Source organism: Chromatiales bacterium (genome assembly GCA_020445605.1).
Classification (GTDB): domain Bacteria; phylum Pseudomonadota; class Gammaproteobacteria; order JAGRGH01; family JAGRGH01; genus JAGRGH01.
In genome coordinates, this window is sequence record JAGRGH010000055.1 from 68,416 (window position 1) to 93,085 (window position 24,670).

Genomic DNA, 24,670 nt, shown 5'->3' on the forward strand with positions numbered 1-24,670 from the left:
CATTTTCAATGTGCATAAGCCATTGAAAATGTAAGAAAACGAAAAGCCGCGCTTTTTCGTTTTCGTCGCTCTGTTAATCCAGGATGGATTAATCAGAGCTTCCCTAAGTACTGTTCGCCAGACCGGCGGCGAGCGTCGGGTAGCGCAATCGCACGCCGAGTTCCTCGCGCAGGCGCCGGTTGTCGATCCGGCGGGATTCGGCCAGATACGAGCGCATCCCGGCGCTGATGCGCGCGTCGGCCTCGCCCGGCGCGATGCGCGGCGGGCGCGGCAGACCGAGCGCATCGGCAACCCGGTCGAAATAGGCGTTCATGGGCTGCGGATCGCCGTCGGCGACGTTGTAAACGGCGCCGTCAGGGCCACGCTGGATCGCAGCAATGAGGGTCTCGACGAGATCGTCCACATGGATGCGGTTGGTCAGCGGCGCGTGCGCATCGTCGATGACCGGCTCGCGGGCGCGCAGGCGTGCCGCTGGCAGGCGTCCGGGACCATAGATGCCCGCAACGCGCAGTACCACGGCCCGCACACCGTTCGCCGGCGCAAAGACACCCAGCGCGGCTTCCGCGTCGGCCCGGCGCAGTGCGCGATCCGCCTGCGGCCGCAGCGGCGCGGTTTCATCGACCCAGGCGCCCGCGCAGTCGCCATAGACCCCGGTGGTCGACAACAGCACGATCGCGACTGGCGGCTGCTCGACGCGGTCCAAAAACCCGCGCAGCCGGGTATCGACGACGCCCGTCGGCGGCGGTGGCACGAGCCACACCAGCACCTGCCCGCCGAGCCTGTGCGCGCGCAGGTCAGCGTCGAGATCGAGCGCCTCGGCGCGAATCCCGCTCGCGTGCAGCGCGGCTGCCGAAGCCCCGGTTCGCACGATGGCCGACACGGGGCGCGGCGCGAGCGCGGCAGCGAGCCGCCGACCGGTGTAACCGCAACCCACGATCAGCACGCGATCGGTCATCGCGACAGACGCCGACGGCAAGCGACCGATCGTGGTGAAATCGCGCGGGCGGGTTGATCCATTGCCGCGAGGCACCCATTTGCGCAGGCCGCGAGCAGGCACCCCGACACAGGGCCATCCGGCCGCATCACTTCAGGAATCCTCCAGACGCATGAGCCAACGCATTCGCATCGAACCGAGCGGCCACGAATTCAGCGCCGAAGCCGGCGAATCCGTGCTGGACGCAGCCCTTCGTGCCGGTCACGCGCTGCCGTATTCCTGTCGCAGCGGTTTGTGCGGTTCGTGCATGGGCACCCTCGTGAACGGCGAGGTCGAGTATCCGGATGGCGAACCACCGGCACTGGGCGCGGACGATCGCGCGGCCGGGCGGGTGCTCTGCTGTCAGGCCGTCCCGCGCACGGACGTGACGGTGCGCGCTCGCGTGATCGAGGTCGCCGGCGACCTCAGGCCGCGGGTGTTCCCGTGCCGGGTGCTCGATCTCGAGCGCCTTGCCCCGGACGTCATGCGCATGCGTCTGCGGCTCCCGGGCGACGGACGCTTGCAGTTCCTCGCCGGCCAGTATCTGCAGTTCCTGCTTGAAGGCGGACGGCGGCGTTCGTTTTCCCTGGCCAACGCGCCGCATGACGACGAATCCATCGAGCTGCACATCCGTCATGTTCCGGACGGCTGGTTCACGGGCCGGGTTTTCGAATCCCTCGCCCCGAAGGCCATCCTGCGCGCGGAAGGCCCGTTCGGCACATTTTTCCTGCGTCCGGACGATCCGCGCCCGCGCATCCTCATGGCCGGCGGAACGGGCTTCGCACCGATCAAGGCGATGGTCGAGGATGCGCTGCACCGCGACGACACGCGGCCGATTGATCTGTACTGGGGTGCGCGCGACCTGCGCGACCTGTACCTGCATGAGCTGGCGCAGGAATGGGCCGAGCGTCACGGGCACATCCGCTATGTCGCGGTGCTTTCGGCGCCGGGCAGCGAGGCCGATCGCGCGATTCGACGCGGCTGGGTGCACGAGGCGGTGCTGGCGGACTATCCGGACCTGTCCGGGCATTCGGTATACATGAGCGGACCGCCACCGATGATCCAGGCCGCGCGCCACAGCTTCGCGGCCGCCGGGCTGGACGAAGTGCAGCTGTTCTTCGACTCGTTCGAGTTCAGCGAAGATTCGGCGCCTCGCTGAAGCAGGGAGGCGCCGCTCAATCCGTTTCGGATCGCCGGCGCCGTGAGTCTGAAAAAGTGCGATCGCGTCAGGCCGGAACGCGCTTGCCGGCACGACCGCCAGGGGCAGCCGGCTTCGGCGCACTGACGCTGCCGACGCCGATATCCGCCAGCGCGGCCACAGGCATTCCGCCATTGGCGATCGCCAGGCCACGCACGAGGTACTCGCGCGCGCGGTCCGGTTCACCCAGGCGTTCGAGCAGCAGGCCGAGTTCGTGGCAGGCCTCGGCCGACTCGCGCGCGCCGAGACTCGCCTCCAGATAGGACCGCGCCTTGCCCCACAGACGGTTGCGCATGGCAAGCCGTCCGGCCAGGAGCAGCAGCGCGGGGTCTTCCGGCCGCGCCTCGAGCCAGCGCTCCACGGTCGAGAGCTGCTGGGTGAAATCGCCCGCGGGCAGACGCGCGTACAGTGCCAGCAGGGTCGGCTCCCAACGCCGATCCAGCGCCGCGCGCAGCACGCGTTCGGCCGCATCGCCGACGCCACCTTCGGCCAGCGCGCTGGCGTAGCGCTCGACCACGCGGGCATCCTGGCGTTGCGCCTTGCCGATGTGCGCCCAGACGGCATCCAGAGCGGCCGGGTCCGTGCCGGCATGGGCGAGCCGGTCGAGTTCGAGCCGCGCGCTCAGATCGTCCAGCTCGGCCACCGGCAATACATCGCGCTTGCGCAGCTCCGGCAGCAGCTCGGCGACGCCATCCCAGTCGCCGAGCCGCACGCGCGCGCCGACCAGCAGTTTCAGCACATAGTCATGCCGCGGCGCCAGCGCGCGCAGATGCATCAGGGTCGCGAGCGCCTGCTCGGTGCGGCCACCGGCCATCTGCAATTCGGCCTGGGTCAGCCCGACCGCGAGTTCGGCCTCTGGCATGCTCTTTAGCGCCTGCTTGAGGTACTGGTCGCGGCGCGCATCCGCTGCCTGCTGCTGGGCCGCGCGCGCGGCCGCCAGATAGCCGATCAGCGGGCTTTCGGTCAGCGGCGCGGAACGCTGGAGCAGATGTTCGGAGACCGACCAGCGTCCTTCGGCCAGCGCCATCAGGCCGCGGTTCAGATCACGCTGGGCCTGGCGCAGCTGGCGCCGACTGGTCCACAGCCGCATCCGCACGGGTACGGAGGTCACTCGCGCGATCATCGCGCCCAGCGCATTGGCGATCACCCACAGCACTGCGATCGCGATGACCAGCATCGCGACGCTGGTCTCGATGACCCAGGCGCCGACGCTGATCAGCACGTAGCCGTTTTCGGCGCGCAGCACGGTCACCAGCAGACCGGCAACGACCAGCGCGACGAGCGACCACAGCGCGACCCTCACGGGCGCGGCTCCGCGAACCCGGTGACGCCAACGGGATCGGCCGCGGGGGAAGATTCCGGCGTCGTTTCAGCAGGTGTGGCGATCGCGGCCGCAACCTCGTTCGTGGCCGGCGGCGGCTCGGCGACGGGCTCGGGCGCCACGCCGACCGGCGGGTTTTCGGTGGGCTCGGGCGCGGCCGGCACAACCGGCGCGCGATGGGCTGGCCGCCGTTCGGACAGCACCGCACGCAGGGCGGTCAGACCCGCGCCGACCTGCGGCGGGGGGGCGTCGAGATCGACCTGCATGAGTTCGGTGATCGACTCGGTCAGCCGCGTGACGGCTGGATCGTCGGGATTGAAGCGCAGTGTCAGACCGTCGCGCGCGCGACCGAGCGCGGCGGAGAAGCTCGCCGCGTCGCCACGGGCGGCGGCGAGCTGGGCGATGTCGATCTGGATCGCAATACCCCGGCGATCGAGCGCCTCCAGCTCCGGCGAGGGCAGCGGTTCGACCGGGCGGTCGGCACGGCGGATGACGACCAGCGAGCGCAGCCCGGCCCAGGCATCGTCCAGGAGCTGGCGCCACAGCGGCCGGCCGGCGGCCGAATCGCTGCCCGTGGACACCCCGGCGCGCTCGCGCAGGGTCTCGCGCCCCGGCAGTGCCATCACCGCCCCGGCAACGCCCTCGAGCCGGCCGAGCAGGGCCGCCCGGTCGACTGGCGCCGCAGTACGCAGCGCCTCGATGTCCGTGGCGATGCGCTCGCGCACGACGGCAAGTTCGGCACGGTCGGACAACTCGCGCAGCGCGTCTGCGGCGGCCTCGAGTACGGCGATCGCACTTGGGTAGTCGCGCGAGACCAGCGCCTGCATCTGTGCGGCGGCCAACAGCTGCTCGACGCCCAGCATGCGGGCTCGCTCGGCCTGCGCGGCACCGGCCGCACCGGTGTCGATTCGCACCCGGGCGAGCTCGGTGGTGATCTGCGCCAGACGCTGATCCAGCGCATCGACACGTTCGGGTCGGACCGCCGTGTCGGCCGCCGCGTCGATGCGTCCGACCATCTCGCCCACGCGTCGGTCGATCCGCTCGACGTCGAACCGGCTCGCGTTCTGGCCGCTGGCGTCGCGCAGCGCAGCGAGCGCCCGATCCAGCGTCGCGACGCGTTCATCAATGGCGCTGCGCGAGTTCGCCTGATCCTGAACCGCCTGCCAGCCGAACCAGCCAGCCGCGACGAGTCCGGCAAGTGCCGCCAACCCGACGACCAGCGCGAGCCAGGCGAGACCGCGACCGGCGGGCTTGCGCGCGTCGCTGTCGCTCGACCGAGCTTGCGTCTGTGCCGGCTCGGGGGGCGGATCGGGCGTCGGTTCCGGTGCGGGTTCGAGTTCAGTCATGAAACGGAGATTGGCGCGGGTGTGTGCACCGATGATGGCACAAGCCACAACGCCCCGGTGGATCGCATGCCTGCCAGAGCGCCCATAGTGTAGTGCGACGCTCTCGGAGGCACATTCAGAGCCTCCCCAAAAGTGTCAGATCAAGGCGCGGTGCGCAGGGAATGACCCGCCCTTGGCAAGCGCCGCAACGCGGAGCTGACACTTTTGGGGGGCTCCCTGCGGGTGAGCCACAGTGCGTCCATCTGCGGCGTTGCGCCTGCTTGAAAGGGAATGGCCATTCCTGCGCAGGCCCGCCTTGCAGCTGGACGCACTGTGACTCACTGAAAGTACCTCCAAGAGCGTCGCACTGCACTAGCGACCAGGTCGCCGACGAGATCGGGCTAGCCGTCGTCGTCCTCGTCTGAGTCGGCCAGCTCGATCAGGGCGCCGAGGATCGCCTCGTCGCTCGCGCCGGCCGCCGTCATGACGGTCTCGATGCCGGCCTTTTCCGCCGCGGCCGTGATGCGTTCGCCGGCCGTGACCATGGGCGTCTGGCGCAGCATTCGCACGCCGTTGCGACCGAGCATGCGCAGGAAGTTTTCCAGCGACTCGACGCTGGTCATGACCACGACCTGGACGTCTTCCTTCCAGCGATCGAGCAGATTTCCGATGTCCATGTCGGGCTGGGCGCGACGATAGACCTCGATGTAGTCGACATCGGCACCGCGATCGGTCAGTTCATCGCGCAGGATTTCGCGCCCGCCCTCGCCGCGCACGATGGCGATCTTGCGGTCGAGCACATCGTAGAGCGGTTCGAGTTCGAGCAGGCCCTCGCTGGACTGACGCGTTTCCGGACAGATGTCCACGCCGACGCCGAGCCGGTTCAATGCGTCGGCGGTACCCGTGCCGACCGCGGCGATGTTCGGTCCGTTCAGCTGCTCGCGCAGGTCCGGGAAAATCTTCTGCGCCCAGTCGACAGCGTTGCGACTGACGAAGATCACGCAGTCGTATTTCGAAAGCTTGATCTTCGCGAGCTTCTTGGTCACATCGTCGGCAGGCCCGACGATATCCAGTGCCGGAATACATTCGGCGCGCCCGCCGAGCCCTTCGATCGCCGTACACAGCTGGCGCCCCTGCGCCTCGGGCCGGGTGACGAGTACGCCCAGGCCGGCCAGATCGATATCGTCGTAGTTCGTCATTTCGTCGTGTGTTGAAGGAGTTCGAAAAAAAACCGGCGCTTTCAGTCCGGGCTAATGCCAACGGCCGCCAGCAGCGGACCGGCGCCGCGCGCGAGCAGGTCAGCGGCGACCGCCTCGCCGATCACTGCCGCGGACTGTACCGCACCCGCGCGTGTGGAACGTACCGTTTGTTTGCCGTCGACGCTAGCCACCAGGCCGTGCAGCGACAGCTGTCCGGCGCTGAGCGTGGCATGACCGGCAATCGGCACCTGGCATCCGCCATTGAGCCGGGCATTCATCGCGCGTTCGGCGGTGACACAGGCCGTGGTGTCCGCGTCGGCCAGCGGCGCGAGCCAACCACGCAATTCCGCGTCGTCGGCACGACATTCGATGCCGATCGCACCCTGCCCGATGGCCGGCAACATGCGCCGTGCATCGATGCGCGCACGCACGCGATCGGCCAGTCCGAGCCGCTCCAGACCCGCGCAGGCGAGCAGGATCGCGTCGAACTCGCCGTCGTCGAGTTTTTGCAGTCGGGTGCCGACGTTGCCGCGCAGATCGAAGATCTCCAGGTCCGGGCGCATGGCGCTGATCTGCGCGCGGCGGCGCAGGCTCGAGGTGCCCACACGGGCCCCGGCGGGCAGTTCGTCGATGTCGGCATATTTCGAACTGACGAAGGCATCGCAGGGGTCTTCGCGCTCCAGGATGCAGCTGATCACCAGCCCGTCCGGCAGTTCGGCCGGCACGTCCTTCATGGAGTGCACGGCGAGGTCGGCGCGGCCGTCGACCAGCGCCTGTTCGAGTTCCTTCACGAACAGCCCCTTGCCGCCGATTTTCGCGAGCGGGCTGTCGAGCACACGATCGCCGATGGTGCTCATCGGCACGAGTTTCACGGCGTGCCCCGGCAACTGGCCGCGCAGTCGATCGGCCACATGCTCGGCCTGCCACAGGGCAAGCGGTGACCGGCGTGTCGCGATATGCAGGGTTCGGGTCATGTCGGGATTCTCCGGCTCGGCCGGTTAACACGGGCCGGGAATTCTATGCAATAGTGCATGCCGACGTGCAAGTCCCCGTGAGCCGCGCATGAGCACGCACAAGCTACGTCTGAGCATTGCCGCCGAGGCCGCGCGCATCATGGCGACCGAACAGGTCGCGGATTATCAGGTGGCGAAGGACAAGGCCCGCGAGCGTCTGCGCCTGCCCACCCACAGCCCGCTGCCGTCGAATACCGAGATCCAGCAGGCCCTGCGCAGTTACCAGCAGCTGTTTCTGTCCGATCGCCAGGCCGGCGCCCTGCGTGAACTGCGCCAGACCGCACTGCGCTGGATGCAGCGCCTGGAGCGGTTCTCGCCGCGACTGGTCGGTGCCGTACTCGACGGTACCGCTGACACCGGCAGCGTCATCAGCCTGCACGTGTTCGCGGACTCCACCAAGGAAATCGCGCTCGCACTGTTCGACTGGCCGATCAGCTACACGACCGGCGAACGCCGTGTGCGAACCGGGCGCGGCCAGGAAACCGACCTGCCGCTGTTTCGCATCACCGAGGCCGACCACATCATCGAACTCACGGTCTTCAACGAACGCAATGGGCGCCAGCGACCGCTGAGCCATGTCGACGGACTGCCCGTGCAGCGCGCCGACGCCGGCGCGCTGCGCACACTGCTCGAACCCGGTCCGGCCTGACAGCTCGTTGAAAAAGGCCCATCCATGGCCTTTTCAACATCGAGACGTCCCCGTCTCGCGATATCAGGCTGTTGAAAAGCGAAATTCCACAGCCTGCCAAACGGGCTTCTGCGCCCCCGGGCCCCGGGTTCACGCACCCGGATACCGGCGCCGCAGGCGGTCGAAGGTGCGCGCCGGCTGGCCGGCGCCAAACCGCTCGGCGAGCACAACCGCAAGCGCCGTCGGCACGATCCCCAGACGCGCGCAGGCGTTGTCGGCGCACACGCTGGGCACGGACAGGGAGCGCAGGTTGTCTGGCGTAAACGGTTTGCCCGGCAGCCACTGCATGAGCGCCGCCTGGACGCGCGCCAGCGGGCGGGGCAGCGCGATGATCCGGCGCCTCAGCCCGGCCGCCGCCGCAATGGCCGCGACGATCTCGGCCAGCGTGAAGCGTTGCGGACCGCACAGTTCGAACGCCGCGCCGCGCGCCGGCGGACCGCCGAGGACCCGCGCAAAGGCCTCCACGACGTCACGGACATGGACCGGCGCGAATTGCGCGTCGGCCGCCGCCAGCGGCACGAACCCCGGCGCGAGCGCCAGCAGGCCGGCGAAGCGGTTGATGAACGAATCGTCCGCGCCGAAGATCACGGACGGCCGCAGGAACGCGCAGTCGACCGCATCGCCGAGCACGTTGCGCACCGCCAGCTCGCCCGCCGCCTTGCTGCGCAGATAGCGGCTGGGCGCCTCGGCGTGCACGCCAAGCGCACTCATGTGCATGAAGCGCCGCACATCGAAACGTCTTGCGACACGCGCGATGCGCGCCGGCAGTTGCATGTGCACCTGGTCGAAACTGCGCGCGGCACCGCGACCTTCATTCAGGATGCCGACCAGATTGATCACGGCATCGCAGCCGGCAACGGCCTGCGCGAGCGCGCCGTCATTGAATACATCGGCCTGGCGCAGTTCCACGCCGGGCAGCACCTTCAGCTCGCGATGCCGCGCCGGGGCGCGCGTCACCACGCGCAGCGCATGGCCGTCGCGCGCGAGCCGCGCGACCAGGTGTCGGCCCACGAAGCCGGTGCCGCCAAAAACGGCAATTCGGGAGAATGCGGACGACATGCTGCTCGATCCGTTTCAACTGCCGCGGGAAAGGCGCGCGAACGCTACCACATCACCGCATGCGAACCCATGACTTCGCGCAGCACGCCCGCGCCTCAGCGGCGCTCGTAGGTCCAAGTGGTCCTGCCGTCGGTCAGCACCAGCTGATTGCCGAACCGGTAGAACTCGTAACGATCGAGCTGATCGAGTTCGGGCCGGTAGACGAGCCAGTGCCGGCCGCGCACGATGAGCTCCGAACTCGTCGGCGCGCGGTGATTGCCCCAGATCAGCGCGAGACGGTCGCCACGGATGACCATGCGCTCGCCGTAGCGACCGAACCAGGTGCCGTCCAGCCCCACGGCCGCGACGTTGCGTCCGGCCGTGGTCGCGCCCCAGGGCGAGATCGGCGGCGCGGACGGCACCCAGTCCTGCAGCGCCGGGGCGCGCGGTTCGTTGCGCTCGCGGGCCCAGTCGGCCATCTCGCGCAACATCTCGCCGAACAGCGACTGCGCGGCGAACCCCGGAGCCGGCAATGCCAGAAACGCGGCCAACGCCACGCGCCGGCCGCCACGCGCGACGGCCCGCCGATCGATCCGGGCACGCAAACCGTGCCATAGCGCACTGAAACGCATACACTCCCCCGACATCATTGTCCCGATTATCGTCGACCGCGACCCGTATCGCACCGCTTCCATGCTGCGCTGGCTACAGGATCGAGTCACACGTCCATTCGACGCGCAGGCGTTCGTCAAGACGCTGGGCAGCCCGCAGGTCCCGGATCTGGGACTGAATGCCGCCCTGCGCGGCATTGACAACATCCACATCGATGCCGCGCTCTTCCCGGGCTTTCGCAAGTCCCTGGTCGGCGTACTCGAGCGGCTGATGCGCCAGTGCGCCGCGCGCCTGGTCGGCGACCGCACGGCCGATCCGGCGTTCGAGACCGAAGAGGCGACGCAGTTCTCCGGCGGCTACCAGATGATGATGGACATCGCGATCCTGCGCGCCCGGCGCGATCGGTCGCTGGTGCCGATCCAGGTCCTGCAACTCGCGACGACGAAGTTTCTGCTGGCGAGTTCCGCGACCGCGTTCCGCGCGCTCACCGACCGCCTGCGCTCGGCGCGTTATGCCGCGTCCGAGCAATCGTCCGGACGTTCGCTGGAGCTCCAGCAGCGCATCGTGCTGCTGGCCCGCCGCGGCGCGGCGGCGCAGTACGAGGTCAACCGCCTGCTGTTCGACCAGTTCGACCGCGCGGAGACACGGCGTCTGGCAAAACAGCGCAAGGCCATCACCGGGCGTTCCTGGCCGATCCCGCGCCGCATCCTGTTCAACCCGCTCGTGCAGTTGCCGACCCTGCGCGATGCAAACCTGCTGATCGAGCACTACCCGCTGTTCCACGATGCCGCGGGCCGTGCCTGCTTCGCGGAACTCAACCGCCGTGCATTGACCTGCTTCGCGGCCCTGCTGCCCGAGGACATCACCATCGCCGTGCGGGGCACCATGGATGGCGTATCCAGCGGCCCGATCGAACGCATCGACGAAGGCGGCCTCGCGGGTTTCCTCGAGACCGAGATGCTGCTCAAGGACGTGCTCGCCGCGCAGGAGTATCAGCAGCCGCTGTCGACCTGGTTCGACGACCCGAACGTCGTCGAGCGCATCACCAAGGCCGAGGCCAACGAGGCGTATCGCGAAATCCTGCGCCAGCAGGACGACCGTGACGGACTGCGGCAGTACGACGCCACCGTGCGCGTGCAGCGTCAGTTCGCCGATCGCTGGTTCGAGGCACTGCAACGCGACCGCATGCTGCATGCCGCGGCCGCGGGCTACGAGGTCTCGAAGCTCAACGTCGCGTTCCAGTACACCGTTCCGGTCGAGACGCTGCATGCCTATGTCGCCGATCCACGCGGCCAGCGGCACCTGCGGCGCAAGATCGAGACGCTCTCGGAGACCGCGCCCGAGCCGGTCGACCTGAACCTGCTCGAACAGACCGCCGAACACGTTCATTCACGCGCGACCCACGGCGCGCGCGAACTCGCCGCGCAATATCTCGTGGACTTCGCACGGTTCCGGCGCGATCTCAAATACGCCTATCTGCTGTTTCGCGCCATGGAACAGGTGCGGGTGCTGTCAGCGGAGTCCGATCTCACGCTCTCGCGCACCAACAGCACCCTGTACGACTTCGCGCCCGACGCCAGCGCCCGGCCCGCGAACGAGGCGCGCGAGGCGCGCCACCATGTCGTCATCAAGGCGGACCTGCGCGGATCGACGATCCTGACCGAACAGCTGCTGAAACGCGGCCTGAATCCGGCCTCGCATTTCAGCGTGAACTTCTACACGCCGATCGACAAACTGATCGGCGAGTTCGAGGCGGAAAAGGTGTTCATCGAGGGCGACGCGATCATCCTCGCCCTGTACGAGTACACGAACACGCGCAGCGAACGACTGACCGTCGCACGCGCCTGCGGGCTGGCGCGCGAGATCCTGCGGGTCGTGCAGGCACAGAACGATCAGATCCGCAAATACGACGTGCCGGCGCTGGAAATCGGCATCGGGATCGCCATCGCCCCGGGCAAACCGACGTTTCTGTACGACGGCGAACGCCGGATCACCATCTCACCGGCGATCTCCGCGGCCGACCGCGCCTCGTCGAGCAGCAGTCTTGCGCGCAAGGGCGCAACCGCGACCCAGAACCGTGTGCGCAGCTTCGAGCGCGACGGCGAGAAGCTCTGGCACAACGTCGATGGCATCGCCCTGAGTCCGGACGGTTTCGCACGCCTGCGGCGCGACGTTTCGCTGCACCGCATCGAAATCGACCTGTTCGAGGACGGCCGCATGGAGCGCGTGTATGCCGGGCGTTATCCCGACGGCGCGGGAAACCTGCGCTGGCTGATCGTGCGCGAGGTCCATCCCGAGCCGTGGCCGGGCTCGTCGGGCATCGGCCTGCCGGAAGGTGAACCGGCGTTCTACGAGGTGGTCACGCCGGCCGGCGCGCTGAGCAACGTTCGCAAGGCGCTCGCCGCGGGCCGCGCAACGGAAGACCCGGGCGGCGTGCCCGGCTGAGCGGGTACCTTCAGACTTGGGCTGCGACCGGTGCGAGCCAGTCGCTGACCCGCCGGCCATCGCCGACGCCCATCTGGAAGCGGTAGATCGCGCTGTAGGCGAACACGCGGCGCACATAGTCGCGGGTCTCGCGATAGGGGATCGTCTCGATCCATAGATCCGCAGGCATTTCGGCATCGGGCAGCCAGCGCTTTACCCGCTGCGGGCCGGCATTGTAGGCGGCCGTCGCCAGTACGCGATTGCCGTCGAAACGTTCCAGCATGGATTTCAGGTAGGTCGTGCCAAGCCGCAGGTTGGTATCGGCGGTCTTGAGGTCGGCGAGTCGCGGACGGCGCAGCTTGGCCGTGCGGGCGACCGAGCGGGCGGTCTGCGGCATCAGCTGCATCAGGCCGGTCGCCCCGACCGGCGAACGCACCGCCGGGTCGAACGCGCTCTCCTGGCGCACCAGACCGAACACCCAGTCCACCTCCAGCGACTGCGCCGCTGCGTTGCGTTCGATGGCGTCGCGGTAGGCGATCGGAAAGCGCAGATCCAGGTGGTCCCACTCCTCGGCGCGGGCGACCGTCAGAATCGCCTGACGATGCCAATCCCAGCGCGCGGCGAGTTTCGCGGCGGCCACGAGATCGTCGGCATCCAGTGCGGCAGTCCAGTCGCGCCACTCGCGGCGCGCATCCAGATCGCGATCCAGTGCGCGCAGCTCGACGATGCGCCGTGCCGCCGGCGTGGTGCCGAGCGCGTCGATGCGCGCGGCGTTCACGGTCTCCGGGTCGGCGGCGATCTTGTAGTCTCGGCCAAGCCGATCGGCCGCCAGAAAGCCATAGAAATCCCGCTCGCCGGCGAGCGCATCCAGCAGAGAGCGGGACTTGCCCGCATGGCCGCGCTCGGCCAGCCCGCGCGCGCGCCAGTAGCGCCAGGTCGCGCGCTCGGCCAGCGCCGCAGGCATCTCGCCGATCCAGCGCAGGGCGAGATCCCAGTCGGCGAAACCCAACGCCGTGCGCACGCGGGTCTCGTGGACGTCGAAATCGGTCTGCTCCGGAACGAGATCGTTCAGGAACGCCAGCGCCGAGCGCTGGTCGGTCGAAGACAGCGCGCGGATCAGTCGCGGCGTCGCCTGCACGAACTGCTCGGCATCGACGGTCTGGTCACGCCGCCAGCGCTGCCAGTAGGCGTGCGCCGCGAGCGGATCGTCACGGGTGAAGCGCACCAGCGCATGGATCAGCCAGGCGTCGCGCCACGCATGCGGTGCGTAGGCGGCTTTGGTCGCGAGCAGCCGCTCGGGCTTTTGCTGCGCAACGAACCAGTTCGCGGCGGCGGCGCGATCCGCCGAGGGCAGTTGTTCGACGAGCCAGCGCGCGAGCGAGACCTCGCCCTCTTCCATCGCCAGCGCGACGCGCTGCCAGATCAGCCCGTCGTCACGGCCGCCGGCCTTGGTCCAGGCCGCAAACAATGGGTCACAGGCCGACGGCTGCGAGCGACCGACCAGCCACAGCCGGCGCGCCCCTGCCCAGGCCTCGTCCGTTCGGCCGGTCGCCAGCAGCGCACGCGCCTGCCAGCACTGCTCGGTGGTGCCGGCCTCGTCGGCCCGATAGAAATCCAGATATTCGTTCCAGCGCCCCCTGGCCGCGAGCAGATCCAGCCATTCGTGCAACAGTCGCGAACCGAGCGGCATGCGCTCGCGGCTGTCGATGAATGCGCGGACCTCGTCAGCACCGGCCTTCGCCAGGCGCGCGTTGAGCTGCGCAAAATCCAGGTAGGGCGCCAGCGGATAGCCGGCGAGTTGTTTACGCAGTGTTTCAAAGGTTTTCTGATCGCCGCGTTCGAGTGCTTTTTCCGCGGCAAGAAAATCCGTCTGCTCGCCGGTGAGCGCAGCCGCGGCCAGCGACTGCACCGGCAGCCAGACAAGAAACGCCAGAATCGAAAGTTTCGCCCGGTATTTCATGGTAGAGCGTCTCCAGACGCACGGAGATTTTATCGCCATCGGGCCGCCGCATACAGCCTGACAAACATACATCGCCGCGCAGTCATAGCCATTACAATGATTGCGACATCGCTGATCTCGCCGAGATGCTGCTCAGTTCAGACGCAGATGGCGTGGGCTGCGGCACGCCAGGGTAGCTCCGTAAGCTTGATCGTCGATCGGTTCCCGGGCTTCAATCACCCCGGCGCGGCATTCCCGATTTGTTTTGATGACCCAAATACCCGACATCGACTTTGCAGCCGTTCGCGCCCTGATACGCGAACTCGGCCGCGAGATTGCGCTGCCCGGTTTCGCGCGCACGCAGTCCACGCGCAAGCATGACGGCTCGGTGGTCACCGAGATCGACCTGGCGATCCAGCAGGAGGCAACCGCGCGTCTGGCCGCGATCGCGCCCGGTATCGCGCTGCTCGGCGAGGAGATGTCGGCCGACGAGCAGTCACGCCTGCTCGCCGGCGATGGCCCGCTGTGGTGCCTGGACCCGCTGGACGGCACAAGCAATTTCGTCTCCGGCGTGCCCGTGTTCGCAATCTCGCTGGCGCTGCTTGTTGCAGGCCGCAGCGTGTTCGGCGTGGTCTACGACCCGGTGCGCGACGAGTGCTTTCATGCCGAACTCGGTGCCGGCGCGTGGCTCGGCGACCGTCGCTTGGAAGTCACCGATCCGGCGCCGAACCTGCGGCGCGCGATTGCGCTGATCGACTTCAAGCGACTGAAGCCGCCGCTGTCGTGGGCACTTGCCAGCGCTGCGCCGTATCGCTCGCAGCGTTCGATCGGCTCGGTCGCACTGGACTGGTGCTGGCTCGCCGACGGGCGCTGCGATGTCTACCTGCACGGCGGCCAGCGCCTGTGGGACTGGGCCGCCGGCGAACTGATCCTGCGCGAGGCCGGCGGCGTCAGCGCGACGCTCGACGGGCTCGATCAGGCGCAGGCGAGCCTGACTCCGCGTTCCGCGGTCGCCGCCACCAGTACGGCGCTGTTCAACGACTGGCGCGAATGGCTGTCAGCCGCGGCGAGCCGCAGTCCATAGGGCGCCGGCGCGGCCTCGCGGCCCGGTTGCCGCCGCGCCTGCGCCTGGCGCTGTATCCGCCGTTCTGGCTCATGCGCCTGAAGATCGTGGAACTCGACCCGCACTGGCGCCGGGTGCGCATCCGGCTGCCGCTTACGCGACTGACCCGCAATCCGGGCGGGACGATGTTCGGCGGCAGCCAGGCCGCGCTCGCCGACCCGATCGCGGCACTCGCCTGCGCACGCAACTTCCCCGGCCATTCGGTCTGGACACGCTCGCTTTCGATCGACTTCATGCACGAGGCGCGCGGCGATCTGGATCTGCGGTTTGAGTTCACCGACCTGCAGATCGAGCAGATTCGTACCGAGCTTGCCGCACGTGGCCGCGCGACGCCGCAGTTTGAATACGGCTACCATGACAGCTCCGGCCGCCTGTGCACCGTGGTGCACGCGCGCATCGCCATCCGCCCGCGGGGCTACCGCCCCGCCCGACCCGAAACCGCCGATGATTGATCCCAACCAGGAAATGGACCTGCGCAGCGGCATTGCCGCATTCGAGGCCAAACACTTCTCGCGCGCCGCGCAACTGCTGTCGCCACTGGCCGACGCCGGCAACTCTGACGCGCAATACCGCATGGCGATCATGCTGCAGAACGGTCTGGGCATGGCCGTGGATGCAAAACGTTCGTACGCATACATGAAGCAGGCCGCCGAGAGCGGTTTCAGCCTTGCCGAACACGGCCTCGGCTTCATGCTGCTCGAGGGCGAATGCACCGCCGCCGACCCGGCAGCCGCCGCGCTCTGGTTCGAACGCGCCGCCGAGCAGGGACTGGTCGGTTCCATGACCACGCTGGCGATGATGTATCGCGACGGTAATGGCGTGGCCCCGGATGCCGAAAAGGCCAGCCACTGGTTCAAGCGCGCGGGCTTCGACGATCTGAATTGACGGGCGCGCAGCGCTCGTCCATTCCGCCACGTCACACGTTTTCCCGGTTTTCGGGGCGGTTCAGGGATCAGACTCCGGCCAACGTCTGGCCCCGACTGCCACCTTGGCAACGTCAACAGACAACTGCCGCCTCACTCCCACTCCATCTCCTGGAATACCTGCTGGGCATTGCGACCCTTGAGCGTCTCGTAGTCCTCGAGGTACGAAAAGCGCGACTGGTCGAGTGTGCCAATCTGGGTGATGTCGCCGCCGGTCTCCATCAGGGCGCCGACGGTTTCGCGCAGGAACACCAGGTAGTCGAGCGAATCGGCCCGCGCCCGCGCCAGGTCAGCGACAGGGCCATGTCCCGGAATGACGGTTGCCGGTTCGAGTGCGGCCATGGCCGCAAACGCCTCGATCCAGAGAGCGCTCTTCGATTGTGGCAACACACCCAGCATGCGGCCGACATAGACCGCGTCGCCACTGAATACGATGCGCTGTTGCGGAAGCCACACCAGGCTGTCGCCCGGCGTGTGGGCCGGTCCCACCCTGCGCAACTCGAAAGCGGTACCGCCCAGCGAAAAATCCAGGCGTTCTTCGAAGGTCTCGTCCGCGTAGACAGGCTCGGTGTGGGCCATCCCCGCCGCGCCCACGAGCATGTGCAGCACGGATAACTGCTCCGCGCCACGCGCACGCTGATCGTCAACCGCGGCGCGACTCGCAATGATGCGGGCGCCCTGATGTTTGAAGAATCCGTTGCCCAGCCAGCGGTGATCCTGTCCGCCGCTGTTGATGACGATTCGGACCGGCTGACCGGTAACCCGGCGTATCAGCGCGTCGATCGCTGCCGCCCCCTGGTGACTGCCACCGGGGTCGACCAGCACGACACCTTCGTCCGTCACCACGAATCCGAAGGTGGCGTTGTTGCCCAGATTGTCGGGCGAGCGGTTGCCGAAGGGGCCAACGATCGCATAAACACCGTCGCTGACCTTCTGCAGGCGGAGGCTGTCGCCGTGATCGGCCGCCTGCACCACAGCGGCAAGCAACATGATCGTTGTCGTCAGCAGGCCGGTAAAAACATTGGATCTGGACATGTATTCTGCTCTCGATTCAGGGTGACTCGGCGCAGAACCGGCATGACCGACCGGACATGGCTCCAATGTCCTGCCGGTCAGACAATTCTGTTCCTGGTGCCGGCCCGGGTCAGGGTCAAGACCTCAGCACACGGAGGCGCTGACATTCTCAGCGGCGGCATGCCGTTGAAAATGAAAGAAAACGAAAAATCACACTTTTTCGTTTTCGCTGCTCTGACAATCCGGGACGGATTGATCAGAGCTTCCCTAAGACGTCCGAAAACCACCCACGCAGTTCGTACCAGCGGCTGCCCAACCATTCGTGCAGCAAAAGGCGCGATGCGGACAATGAGCCGGCGTCCGGAAGCCAGGTCCGCCACGGCTCGCCTTCGAGCAGATCGCCGGCCAGCAGGGTTGGCGCCGGGACAACCGCAAATCCGGCCTTCTCGAACACCGCGACCGAACGCGGCATGTGGATCGCATGCGTGACCAGAACGATGGTCTTGACCCCGCGAGGCAACAGCAGCCGCGCGGCGAAATCGGCGTTCTCCTGAGTGGTGCGCGAGTCCGGCTCGACCCAGTGCACGGGCACCCCGAACTCGTTCTGCACGACATCACGCGAGAGTTCCGCGAGCGACAGGCCACGTTCCTTTGAATCACCATTGACCAGCAGCGGCAAGCCGGACTGACGTGCCAGTCGCGCGGCGTAACGCAGGCGTGCAAGCGTATCCATGCCCACGCTGTCGCCGCCGTATTCCGGCGCCCCGTAGTAGCGCCCGGCGCCGAGCGCGACGATGGCCTGCGCGCCGGATTGCGGGAGCGTCTGCACATCGAGCGCCGCGTAGGTCGCGATGCGCGGATACATCCAGTCGACGAACCAGGGTGTCGAGGGCACATACAGCCCAAACATGGCGATGAAACTCAATAGCCACGCAAACCGCCGCCGGCGCGCGAACACGAACAGCGCCAGCACGAGCAGCACGATGGGGCCACCCGGCGGCAGGATCAGGAGTTCAGCGATCTGTTCGAAGCGCGCGTCCATCTGGATCGGATTCAGCCGGCGTTCGACGCGGCGTGTGCCTGCTGGTCCGCGTGATAGGACGACCGCACCAGCGGGCCGCTCGCGACATGCCGGAATCCCATCGCCTCGCCGGCAACGCGCAGGGCGTCGAATTCGTCCGGTGTCACGTAGCGCGCGACCGGCAGGTGATCGAGGCTGGGTTGCAGGTACTGGCCCAGCGTCAGCATGTCGCAGTCATGCGCGCGCAGGTCGCGCATGACCTCAAGCACCTCATCGTTGGTCTCGCCCAGTCCGAGCATGAGACCGGACTTGGCCGGCACCTGCGGGTGCGCAGCCTTGAAGGCCTTCAAAAGGCCGAGCGAATGCGCGTAGTCCGAGCCGGGCCGCGCCATGCGGTACAAGCGCGGCACGGTCTCGAGGTTGTGGTTGAAGACATCCGGCGGCGCGCTGCGCATGATCGCAATGGCAACCTCCATGCGGCCGCGAAAATCCGGCACCAGCACCTCGATCCGGGTGGCCGGGCTGCGCTCGCGCAGCGCCTGGATACATTCCACGAAGTGCCCGGCCCCGCCGTCGCGCAGATCGTCGCGATCGACCGAGGTCACCACCACATAGCCCAGTTTCAGCGCGGCCACGGTCTCGGCCAGATGCCGTGGCTCGTCGGCATCCAGCGGCTTCGGTTTGCCGTGGGCGACGTCGCAGAACGGACAGCGGCGCGTGCAGATGTCGCCCATGATCATGAAGGTCGCCGTGCCATGGCCGAAGCATTCCGCGAGGTTCGGACAGGCGGCCTCCTCGCAGACCGAGTGCAGCCCGTTCTCGCGCAGCACGCGACGTACCTCGGCGACGCGCGGACCGACCGGCAGTTTCGCGCGAATCCACGCGGGCTTGCGCAGCGGTTCAACCGTGCGTTCGACCCGCACCGGAATGCGCGCGAGCTTGTCGCCGCCACGCTGGTGGGTGTCGGGCGTGGAACGCGAACGTGGTGCGAGATCGTCGGGAACGCTCATGGCAAGGAATCGGGCAGATCGATCGTCCCAGTGTAACCGAGCCCCCGTGCAATGCCTGCACCGAGCTGCGCCGCGACATCGGCCGCGGCGACCCCGGGGAAATGCTCGCGGAGCTGGGTCACGGCCAGTCCCGGATGGCCGCAGGGGTTGATCCGCGCAAACGGCGTGAGGTCCATGTCCACGTTCAGCGCGACGCCGTGATAGCTCGCCCCGCGGCGGATGCGCAGTCCGACGGCGGCGATCTTGGCGGAGCCGAGATAGACGCCCGGCGCCTTCGGGTCCGCGTGTGTCTCGAGACCGTAGCCGGCCAGCAGTTCGATCACGGCCGACTCCAGCGCCGTCACCAGCGCGCGTGGCCCGATCCCGCGACGGCGCACATCGATCAGTGGATAGGCCACGACCTGGCCCGGCCCGTGATAGGTGACCTGCCCGCCGCGTTCGGTCTCGACCACCGGGATATCGCCCGGCGCCAGCAGGTGCTCGCGCCGCCCGCTGAGCCCCAGCGTGAATACCGGCTCGTGCTCGACCAGCCAGAGTTCGTCGGCAGTCCCGGCATCGCGGCGGTCGGTGAACGCCCGCATCGCCGCGAGACAGTCGCGATACGACCAGCGCCGCCACGCTCGCACGCCGAGCGCGGATGCGCTCACAGCGCCATGGTCACGCGCGGGTCGGCGGTCAAGTCCTGATAGATCGCATCGAGCTGCTCGCGGCTTTGCGCACGCACCGTGACGGTGACCGCGAGATAGCGACCGCCGCGGCTCTCGCGCGTGGTCACCGCGCCCTCGCCAACGGTCTGTGCGTGGCGGTTGACGATCTCGACCACCACGGCATCGAACGCGAAGCCGGCCTCGCCGATCGCCTTGATCGGGAAGTCGCAGGGAAACTCCATCAGCGATTCGGTGTTGCTCATGCCGCGCGGCCCGCGCGCACGGCCTGCTTGTAGCCGCCATACAGCGCCTGCATGCGCGCGAACATGGGGCCCGGCGCACCGGCACCAACCGGTCGGCGGTCCAGCGTGACGACGGGCAGGATCTCGCGCGTCGAACTGGTCAGCCAGACCTCGTCCGCCGTCAGCAGGTCCGCACTCGAAACCGGGGCCATCGCGGCGTCGAGTCCGTGCTGGCGGGCGATTTCGAGCACCAGGTCGCGCGTAATGCCCGCCAGGATCCCCGGCCCGTCCGGCGGCGTGCGGATCGCTCCGGCCCTGACGACGAACACATTGCTTGCCGCGCCCTCGGTGACGGCCTCGTCGCGCAGCAAAATCACCTCCACGGCACCGGCATCCACGGCATGCTGACGCGCCAGCACGTTCGCAAGCAGGGCGGTGGACTTGATGTCGCAGCGCAGCCAGCGTTCGTCCGGCAGCGTCACGGCCGCGACGCCCTTCGCGAGTTCGGCACCATGACTGATGATTCCGCTCATTGCGAACACGGTCGGCGCGATGTCGGCCGGGAACGCATGATCACGCCGCGGCGGCGCGCCGCGGGTGATCTGCAGATAGACATAGCGATCGTGCGCGGACGGGTTCGCCGCCAGAAGATCGTCCAGCAGCGTCTGCAACTGCTCGCGCGTGAACGGCGCAGCCATGCGCACCGCGTCGAGGCTGCGCCACAGCCGGTCGCAGTGTTGCGCGAAGCGGAACAGCCGCGCCCCGTACACGGGAATGACCTCGTAGACGCTGTCGCCGAACAGGAAACCGCGATCGAGCACGGACACCCGCGCGGCGTCCAGGGCCACGAATTCGCCGTTCAGATATACGACGGGTATGGACATGCCGGGATCAGCGTAGCGCCAGACGCAGGCCGTCGACCAGGCGCGAGAAAAATCCGCCGGCGGCGACCTCGCGGCCGACGCCGACCGGCGCACTCGCGACGAGCTGGCCGTCGAGCGTCACCTCGACCGTGCCGATGGTCTGACCTGCCGCCAGCGGCGCGAGCAGCGGATCGTCGAGCTTCAGCTCCGCGCCGAGATCGGCATAGCGACCGCGCGGCACGGTGACGACGACATCGGCGAGCGGCACCACGTCGACCTCGGCTTCCGCGCCCTTCCACACGCGCGCGCTCACCAGTGGGCTGCCGGCGCGGAAGGGATGGTGGGTTTCGAAGAACCGGAAGCCCCAGTTCAGCAGGGCCTGGCTGGCGTCGGCGCGCGACTCCTCGCTGCCGGAGCCCATGACCACGGAGATCAGGCGCATCGCATCGCGTTTCGCCGAGGCGACCAGACAATAGCCGGCCGATTCGGTGTGTCCGGTCTTGATGCCGTCCACACTGTCGTCGCGCCACAGCAGCTTGTTGCGGTTGTACTGCGTGATGTCGTTGTACTGATAGCTGCGGATCGCATGCCACGAATAGAACTGCGGGTGCTCGCGCACCATTGCCACCGCGAGTTTCGCGAGATCGGCGGCGGTGACGTAGTGGTCGGCGTCGGGCAGCCCGGTCGCGTTGACGAAATGCGAGCCGCGCATGCCGAGCCGCTCCGCCGCGCGGTTCATCATGCCGGCGAAGGCCGTCTCGTCGCCGGCGATGAATTCGGCGAGCGCCACGGAGGCATCGTTGCCGGACTGGATGATCAGGCCCTTGAGCAGATTTTCGACCGAAACCTGTTTGCCAACTTCGACGAACATGCGCGAGCCGCCGGTACGCCAGGCCTTCTCGCTGATGGTGACCATGTCGCCGAGCGCGATCCGTCCGGCCTGCACCTCGTCGAAGACGATATGCGCGGTCATCATCTTGGTCAGGCTCGCCGGCTCCATGCGCTCGTCGGCGCGACTGGCCGCAAGCACCTGACCGCTGTCGTAGTCGAGCAGCAGAAAGGCGCGCGCGTCGAGGTCGGGAGGCGTCGGGCCGGGGCCGGCAACGGCCTGGGCGCGGGCGGCGGCAGGCGCCAGCGCGAACGAGAGCACGATGGCGGCGATCAATAAACGGACAGCTCGGAGCATCTTCGATTCGGTCAGTGGGCGGGGGAATTGCGGCGGCGCACAGTGTAGCGGGTCCCGCCGCGCGCTACTCGGCGTCCAGCAGGCGCACCGTGTCGTAGCCACGCGTGTGCAGACGCTCGCGCAGGGCGTTGAGTTCACTGAGCCGCGTGACCGGGCCCACGCGCACGCGCTGGATGCCGCGCTCGGGCACCGCGATGACGGAAACCTCGCGGAATCCGTCACTCTCAAGCCGACGGCGCATGCGCTCGGCATTCTCGGCCTGCGTGAACGCGCCGACCTGCAGATACCACTGACCGCTGGCATCGGCCTGTGCATCGGGCGCCAGCACAACCACCTCGACCGGCGCGGTGCCGACTGCGGTGATCCCGAGCCGCTCGGCGGCCGCCCAGGACAGGTCGATCAGCCGCTCCGGGTGGAACGGTCCGCGGTCGTTGACCCGCACCACGACCGATGCGCCGGTTTCCAGTCGGGTGACACGCACATAGCTCGGCAGCGGCAGGCTGCGGTGCGCGGCGCTGAAGCCGTACATGTCGTAGACCTCGCCGAGCGCCGTGTTGCGGCCGTGAAACTTGCGCCCGTACCACGAGGCGATGCCACGCTCGCGATAGCCGTGGGCGTCGGCCAGCACCATGTAGCGCTCGCCGTTGACCTCGTAGACAGGTGGGTTGGCCGTGCGCGAGCGGCGCTCGACGCGCGGTTCGGGCTCGGCAAGCCCCGCGACGTCGATCGGCTCGGGCGGCGGGCCGTCGCCCTGCGGCCCGCTGCCGCAGCCGGCGAGCAGGCCGAACAGGGCAAGCAGGCCCGACCGCCAGCCCCATGCCCGCTCAGGGGAACAGTGAATGTGCCTGTTCATGGCGCTCGCGGATCTCTTCGGACAACTGGAACACCGCCATCGCATACAGCGCACTGTGGTTGTAGCGGGTGATGGTGTAGAAGTTGTCGAGTCCGGCCCAGTATTCGGGCCCCTCGGTCTGGTCCAGACGGATCAGCGCGGCGGGTGTCGTGCCCGGCAGGTTCGGATTGATCTCGACCCCGGCCGCGGCCAGTTCGGCCAGGGTCGTCCACGGCTTGAGGCCGCGCGTGCCGTGGTCGTCGCCGGGTTCGCCCGCCACGGTTGCCCGGTAGGCGACCGGCGCCGCGGCGCGCCAGCCATGCAGGGCAAAGTAGTTGCCGACGCTGCCGATGATGTCCGCGGTGCTGTTCCACAGATCACGGCGGTCGTCGCCGTCGAAATCCACCGCATAACGCCGGTAGCTCGAGGAGATGAACTGCGGCATGCCCATCGCGCCGGCGTACGAGCCGGTCGCGGCGAGCGGGTCCACGCGCTCCTCGCGCGCCAGCGCCAGAAACTGCGCCAGTTCGCCGAGAAAGAATTCACTGCGTTTCGGGTAGCCGAAGCCGAGCGTGTAGAGGCTGTCGAGCACGCGGAAGCTGCCGGTGTTCGCGCCATAGCGGGTTTCCACGCCGATGATCGCCGTGACGATCTGTGGCGGCACCCCATAGGCCGCCTCGACGCGGTCCAGCAGTTCGGCGTTGCGATTCCAGAACGCCACGCCTCCGGCGATGCGCGCCTCGGTCAGAAAGATCTTCCGGTACTCGTGCCAGGGCTTGGTCTCGGCCGGACGCGAAATGGCCTCGAGAATCACCGGCTTCCATTGCGCCTGCGCCAGGGTCGCGCCGATTTCAGCCGCGTCCAGCCCGTAGCGACCGGCCGCATCGCGCGCGAATCGCTCCACGGCGGCAGGGTCCGCCCCGGAACCGGCAGCGGCTAATGGCAGCAACGCCGCGAAACAGACAACGACTGCCCGCATCATGTGGGCAGCAGCTTGCGATGGGTATGAATGGACATGAGGATTCCAAATCCGATGAGCAAGGTCACGACCGAGGTGCCGCCGTAGCTCACCAGCGGCAGCGGGATACCCACCACGGGGAGCAACCCCGACACCATGCCGGTGTTCACGATGACATAGACACTGAACGACAGCACCAGTGCGCCGGCCAGCAGGCGCGTGTAGCTGTCCTGCGCGCGCGTGGCGATATACAGACCGCGCGCAATGATGGCCATGTACAGGGCCAACAGCAACAGCACCCCGACGAATCCGAACTCCTCGCTGAGCACCGCGAAGATGAAATCCGTGGTGCGCTCGGGCAGAAATTCGAGCTGCGACTGCGTGCCGTTCAGCCAGCCCTTGCCATACACGCCACCCGAGCCGATCGCGATCTTCGACTGGATGATGTGATAGCCGGCGCCCAGCGGATCGCGCTCCGGATCAAGCAGCGTGCGCACGCGCTCGCGCTGGTAGTCGTGCATCGCCCACCACCACAGTGCCGGTGCCGCCGCCGCAACCGCCGCGACGAAGCCGCCGACCCAGCGCCAGGACATGCCGCCAAAAAACAGTACGACGGCGCCACCCGTGCCGATCAGGATGGCCGTGCCCAAATCCGGCTGCAACGCGGTCAGTACCACGGGCAGCGCGACCCAGGCGAGCGCCGCAACCACGCGCCACCAGCGCGGCGGCAGCGGCTGCGCGGCGATGAACCACGCGATCATCATCGGCGTGGCGAGTTTGACCAGTTCGGACGGCTGAAAGCGCATGAAGCCCAGGTTGATCCAGCGCTGCGCACCCTTGCCGACGTGTCCGATCCACAGCACGGTGACCAGCAGCGCCAAGCCGACACCGAACAGTACCGGCGACCAGCGCCGCAGCCGCTCGGGCGGGATCTGCGCGATGACGAGCATCGCCAGCAGCCCAATGCCAAAGCGCGCGCCCTGACGAAACACCACGGCCGTCGAGCCACCGGCGGCGCTGTAGAGCACGACCAGGCCGAACAGCGCCAGCGCCATGACCAGGAGCAGCAGCGGCACGTCCACGTGCCATCGATAGGCGAGCCCGCGATGGCGCGCGGAGTA

24 protein-coding genes are annotated in these 24,670 nt (G+C 68.0%); 6 read left to right on the plus strand and 18 right to left on the minus strand.

Annotated elements, in window-relative coordinates:
- Positions 1-103 precede the first annotated feature (103 nt).
- Entirely contained in the window at positions 104-955 is an 852-nt protein-coding gene (locus tag KDG50_14265; protein MCB1866578.1) for an SDR family oxidoreductase, read from the minus strand.
- 151 nt (positions 956-1,106) lie between these two features.
- Between KDG50_14265 and KDG50_14270 the strand changes: the two genes are divergently transcribed.
- On the plus strand, positions 1,107-2,132 hold the full coding sequence (locus KDG50_14270; protein ID MCB1866579.1) for a CDP-6-deoxy-delta-3,4-glucoseen reductase: 1,026 nt from the start codon (positions 1,107-1,109) through the stop codon (positions 2,130-2,132).
- Positions 2,133-2,199: 67 nt separating this feature from the next.
- Here KDG50_14270 and KDG50_14275 read toward each other — a convergent pair whose 3' ends face one another.
- The 4 genes from KDG50_14275 to hemC form a co-directional block, all read right to left on the minus strand.
- Positions 2,200-3,474: a heme biosynthesis protein HemY gene (locus KDG50_14275; protein ID MCB1866580.1), complete on the minus strand. Its 1,275-nt coding sequence runs from the start codon at positions 3,472-3,474 to the stop codon at positions 2,200-2,202.
- Positions 3,471-4,838 carry a uroporphyrinogen-III C-methyltransferase gene (locus tag KDG50_14280; GenBank protein ID MCB1866581.1) on the minus strand — a complete coding sequence of 456 codons (1,368 nt, stop codon included), beginning with the start codon at positions 4,836-4,838 and terminating at the stop codon, positions 3,471-3,473. Before KDG50_14280 ends, KDG50_14275 begins: the two co-directional genes overlap by 4 nt.
- A gap of 380 nt (positions 4,839-5,218) precedes the next feature.
- A complete protein-coding gene (locus KDG50_14285) occupies positions 5,219-6,016 on the minus strand; it encodes a uroporphyrinogen-III synthase (GenBank protein ID MCB1866582.1) in 798 nt (265 codons plus the stop codon).
- A 41-nt stretch (positions 6,017-6,057) separates the two neighbouring features.
- The gene (gene hemC, locus KDG50_14290) at positions 6,058-6,990 is read right to left on the minus strand and encodes a hydroxymethylbilane synthase (GenBank protein MCB1866583.1); all 933 of its coding nucleotides are present in this window, start codon (positions 6,988-6,990) and stop codon (positions 6,058-6,060) included.
- Between the two features lie 88 nt (positions 6,991-7,078).
- Here hemC and KDG50_14295 point away from each other — a divergent pair, with 88 nt between their 5' ends.
- The gene (locus KDG50_14295; GenBank protein ID MCB1866584.1) at positions 7,079-7,678 is read left to right on the plus strand and encodes a hypothetical protein; all 600 of its coding nucleotides are present in this window, start codon (positions 7,079-7,081) and stop codon (positions 7,676-7,678) included.
- Between the two features lie 129 nt (positions 7,679-7,807).
- Here KDG50_14295 and KDG50_14300 read toward each other — a convergent pair whose 3' ends face one another.
- Both KDG50_14300 and KDG50_14305 read right to left on the minus strand, forming a co-directional pair.
- Positions 7,808-8,776 carry a complex I NDUFA9 subunit family protein gene (locus tag KDG50_14300; protein ID MCB1866585.1) on the minus strand — a complete coding sequence of 323 codons (969 nt, stop codon included), beginning with the start codon at positions 8,774-8,776 and terminating at the stop codon, positions 7,808-7,810.
- Positions 8,777-8,871: 95 nt separating this feature from the next.
- On the minus strand, positions 8,872-9,387 hold the full coding sequence (locus KDG50_14305) for a hypothetical protein (GenBank protein ID MCB1866586.1): 516 nt from the start codon (positions 9,385-9,387) through the stop codon (positions 8,872-8,874).
- A 61-nt stretch (positions 9,388-9,448) separates the two neighbouring features.
- On the opposite strand from KDG50_14305, the gene KDG50_14310 reads away from it, so the two are divergent.
- Positions 9,449-11,812 carry a hypothetical protein gene (locus tag KDG50_14310; GenBank protein MCB1866587.1) on the plus strand — a complete coding sequence of 788 codons (2,364 nt, stop codon included), beginning with the start codon at positions 9,449-9,451 and terminating at the stop codon, positions 11,810-11,812.
- Between the two features lie 10 nt (positions 11,813-11,822).
- Here the strand turns inward: KDG50_14310 and KDG50_14315 are convergent, their stop codons facing one another.
- Positions 11,823-13,751: a transglycosylase SLT domain-containing protein gene (locus KDG50_14315; GenBank protein ID MCB1866588.1), complete on the minus strand. Its 1,929-nt coding sequence runs from the start codon at positions 13,749-13,751 to the stop codon at positions 11,823-11,825.
- A gap of 247 nt (positions 13,752-13,998) precedes the next feature.
- On the opposite strand from KDG50_14315, the gene KDG50_14320 reads away from it, so the two are divergent.
- From KDG50_14320 to KDG50_14330, 3 genes are read left to right on the plus strand one after another with little or no spacing between them, the layout of a single operon-like run.
- Positions 13,999-14,814, plus strand: coding sequence for an inositol monophosphatase family protein (locus KDG50_14320; GenBank protein MCB1866589.1), 816 nt, complete (start codon positions 13,999-14,001; stop codon positions 14,812-14,814).
- Positions 14,781-15,305 (plus strand): DUF4442 domain-containing protein, encoded by a 525-nt coding sequence (locus tag KDG50_14325; protein MCB1866590.1) that lies wholly within the window; start codon positions 14,781-14,783, stop codon positions 15,303-15,305. The genes KDG50_14320 and KDG50_14325 overlap by 34 nt, the downstream gene beginning before the upstream one ends.
- Positions 15,306-15,318: 13 nt before the next feature.
- Positions 15,319-15,738, plus strand: a complete 420-nt coding sequence (locus KDG50_14330) for a sel1 repeat family protein (GenBank protein MCB1866591.1) — start codon at positions 15,319-15,321, stop codon at positions 15,736-15,738.
- Between the two features lie 131 nt (positions 15,739-15,869).
- Here KDG50_14330 and KDG50_14335 read toward each other — a convergent pair whose 3' ends face one another.
- The 10 genes from KDG50_14335 to rodA all read right to left on the minus strand — a co-directional run bounded on the left by KDG50_14335 (position 15,870) and on the right by rodA (position 24,604).
- Positions 15,870-16,811, minus strand: a complete 942-nt coding sequence (locus KDG50_14335; GenBank protein MCB1866592.1) for an MBL fold metallo-hydrolase — start codon at positions 16,809-16,811, stop codon at positions 15,870-15,872.
- Positions 16,812-17,046: 235 nt separating this feature from the next.
- Complete coding sequence (locus KDG50_14340; GenBank protein ID MCB1866593.1) at positions 17,047-17,832, minus strand: YdcF family protein; 786 nt, start codon at positions 17,830-17,832, stop codon at positions 17,047-17,049.
- Positions 17,833-17,843: 11 nt separating this feature from the next.
- Complete coding sequence (gene lipA, locus KDG50_14345; GenBank protein MCB1866594.1) at positions 17,844-18,821, minus strand: lipoyl synthase; 978 nt, start codon at positions 18,819-18,821, stop codon at positions 17,844-17,846.
- Positions 18,818-19,447, minus strand: coding sequence for a lipoyl(octanoyl) transferase LipB (gene lipB, locus KDG50_14350; protein MCB1866595.1), 630 nt, complete (start codon positions 19,445-19,447; stop codon positions 18,818-18,820). The genes lipA and lipB overlap by 4 nt, the downstream gene beginning before the upstream one ends.
- 17 nt (positions 19,448-19,464) lie before the next feature.
- Positions 19,465-19,731, minus strand: coding sequence for a DUF493 domain-containing protein (locus tag KDG50_14355; protein ID MCB1866596.1), 267 nt, complete (start codon positions 19,729-19,731; stop codon positions 19,465-19,467).
- Positions 19,728-20,588 (minus strand): D-amino acid aminotransferase, encoded by an 861-nt coding sequence (locus KDG50_14360; GenBank protein ID MCB1866597.1) that lies wholly within the window; start codon positions 20,586-20,588, stop codon positions 19,728-19,730. Before KDG50_14360 ends, KDG50_14355 begins: the two co-directional genes overlap by 4 nt.
- Positions 20,589-20,601: 13 nt before the next feature.
- Complete coding sequence (locus KDG50_14365) at positions 20,602-21,759, minus strand: D-alanyl-D-alanine carboxypeptidase (GenBank protein MCB1866598.1); 1,158 nt, start codon at positions 21,757-21,759, stop codon at positions 20,602-20,604.
- Positions 21,760-21,823: 64 nt separating this feature from the next.
- Positions 21,824-22,612, minus strand: a complete 789-nt coding sequence (locus KDG50_14370) for a septal ring lytic transglycosylase RlpA family protein (protein ID MCB1866599.1) — start codon at positions 22,610-22,612, stop codon at positions 21,824-21,826.
- A complete protein-coding gene (gene mltB, locus KDG50_14375) occupies positions 22,584-23,570 on the minus strand; it encodes a lytic murein transglycosylase B (protein MCB1866600.1) in 987 nt (328 codons plus the stop codon). The genes KDG50_14370 and mltB overlap by 29 nt, the downstream gene beginning before the upstream one ends.
- Positions 23,570-24,604, minus strand: a complete 1,035-nt coding sequence (gene rodA, locus KDG50_14380; protein ID MCB1866601.1) for a rod shape-determining protein RodA — start codon at positions 24,602-24,604, stop codon at positions 23,570-23,572. Before rodA ends, mltB begins: the two co-directional genes overlap by 1 nt.
- Between the last annotated feature and the right edge of the window lie 66 nt (positions 24,605-24,670).

Bases quoted from the DNA above. Each gene is read 5' to 3' on its own strand.
- KDG50_14320 (MCB1866589.1), top strand. From the start codon at position 13,999: ATGACCCAAATACCCGACATCGACTTTGCAGCCGTTCGCGCCCTGATA.
- KDG50_14325 (MCB1866590.1), top strand. From the start codon at position 14,781: ATGGCTGTCAGCCGCGGCGAGCCGCAGTCCATAGGGCGCCGGCGCGGC.
- rodA (MCB1866601.1), bottom strand. From the start codon at position 24,604: ATGGCGCTGGCGCTGTTCGGCCTGGTCGTGCTCTACAGCGCCGCCGGT.
- mltB (MCB1866600.1), bottom strand. From the start codon at position 23,570: ATGCGGGCAGTCGTTGTCTGTTTCGCGGCGTTGCTGCCATTAGCCGCT.
- KDG50_14315 (MCB1866588.1), bottom strand. From the start codon at position 13,751: ATGAAATACCGGGCGAAACTTTCGATTCTGGCGTTTCTTGTCTGGCTG.
- KDG50_14340 (MCB1866593.1), bottom strand. From the start codon at position 17,832: ATGGACGCGCGCTTCGAACAGATCGCTGAACTCCTGATCCTGCCGCCG.
- lipA (MCB1866594.1), bottom strand. From the start codon at position 18,821: ATGAGCGTTCCCGACGATCTCGCACCACGTTCGCGTTCCACGCCCGAC.
- KDG50_14300 (MCB1866585.1), bottom strand. From the start codon at position 8,776: ATGTCGTCCGCATTCTCCCGAATTGCCGTTTTTGGCGGCACCGGCTTC.
- KDG50_14330 (MCB1866591.1), top strand. From the start codon at position 15,319: ATGGACCTGCGCAGCGGCATTGCCGCATTCGAGGCCAAACACTTCTCG.
- KDG50_14365 (MCB1866598.1), bottom strand. From the start codon at position 21,759: ATGCTCCGAGCTGTCCGTTTATTGATCGCCGCCATCGTGCTCTCGTTC.
- KDG50_14355 (MCB1866596.1), bottom strand. From the start codon at position 19,731: ATGAGCAACACCGAATCGCTGATGGAGTTTCCCTGCGACTTCCCGATC.
- KDG50_14335 (MCB1866592.1), bottom strand. From the start codon at position 16,811: ATGTCCAGATCCAATGTTTTTACCGGCCTGCTGACGACAACGATCATG.
- KDG50_14280 (MCB1866581.1), bottom strand. From the start codon at position 4,838: ATGACTGAACTCGAACCCGCACCGGAACCGACGCCCGATCCGCCCCCC.
- KDG50_14295 (MCB1866584.1), top strand. From the start codon at position 7,079: ATGAGCACGCACAAGCTACGTCTGAGCATTGCCGCCGAGGCCGCGCGC.
- KDG50_14285 (MCB1866582.1), bottom strand. From the start codon at position 6,016: ATGACGAACTACGACGATATCGATCTGGCCGGCCTGGGCGTACTCGTC.
- hemC (MCB1866583.1), bottom strand. From the start codon at position 6,990: ATGACCCGAACCCTGCATATCGCGACACGCCGGTCACCGCTTGCCCTG.
- KDG50_14305 (MCB1866586.1), bottom strand. From the start codon at position 9,387: ATGCGTTTCAGTGCGCTATGGCACGGTTTGCGTGCCCGGATCGATCGG.
- KDG50_14270 (MCB1866579.1), top strand. From the start codon at position 1,107: ATGAGCCAACGCATTCGCATCGAACCGAGCGGCCACGAATTCAGCGCC.
- KDG50_14310 (MCB1866587.1), top strand. From the start codon at position 9,449: ATGCTGCGCTGGCTACAGGATCGAGTCACACGTCCATTCGACGCGCAG.
- KDG50_14265 (MCB1866578.1), bottom strand. From the start codon at position 955: ATGACCGATCGCGTGCTGATCGTGGGTTGCGGTTACACCGGTCGGCGG.
- KDG50_14370 (MCB1866599.1), bottom strand. From the start codon at position 22,612: ATGAACAGGCACATTCACTGTTCCCCTGAGCGGGCATGGGGCTGGCGG.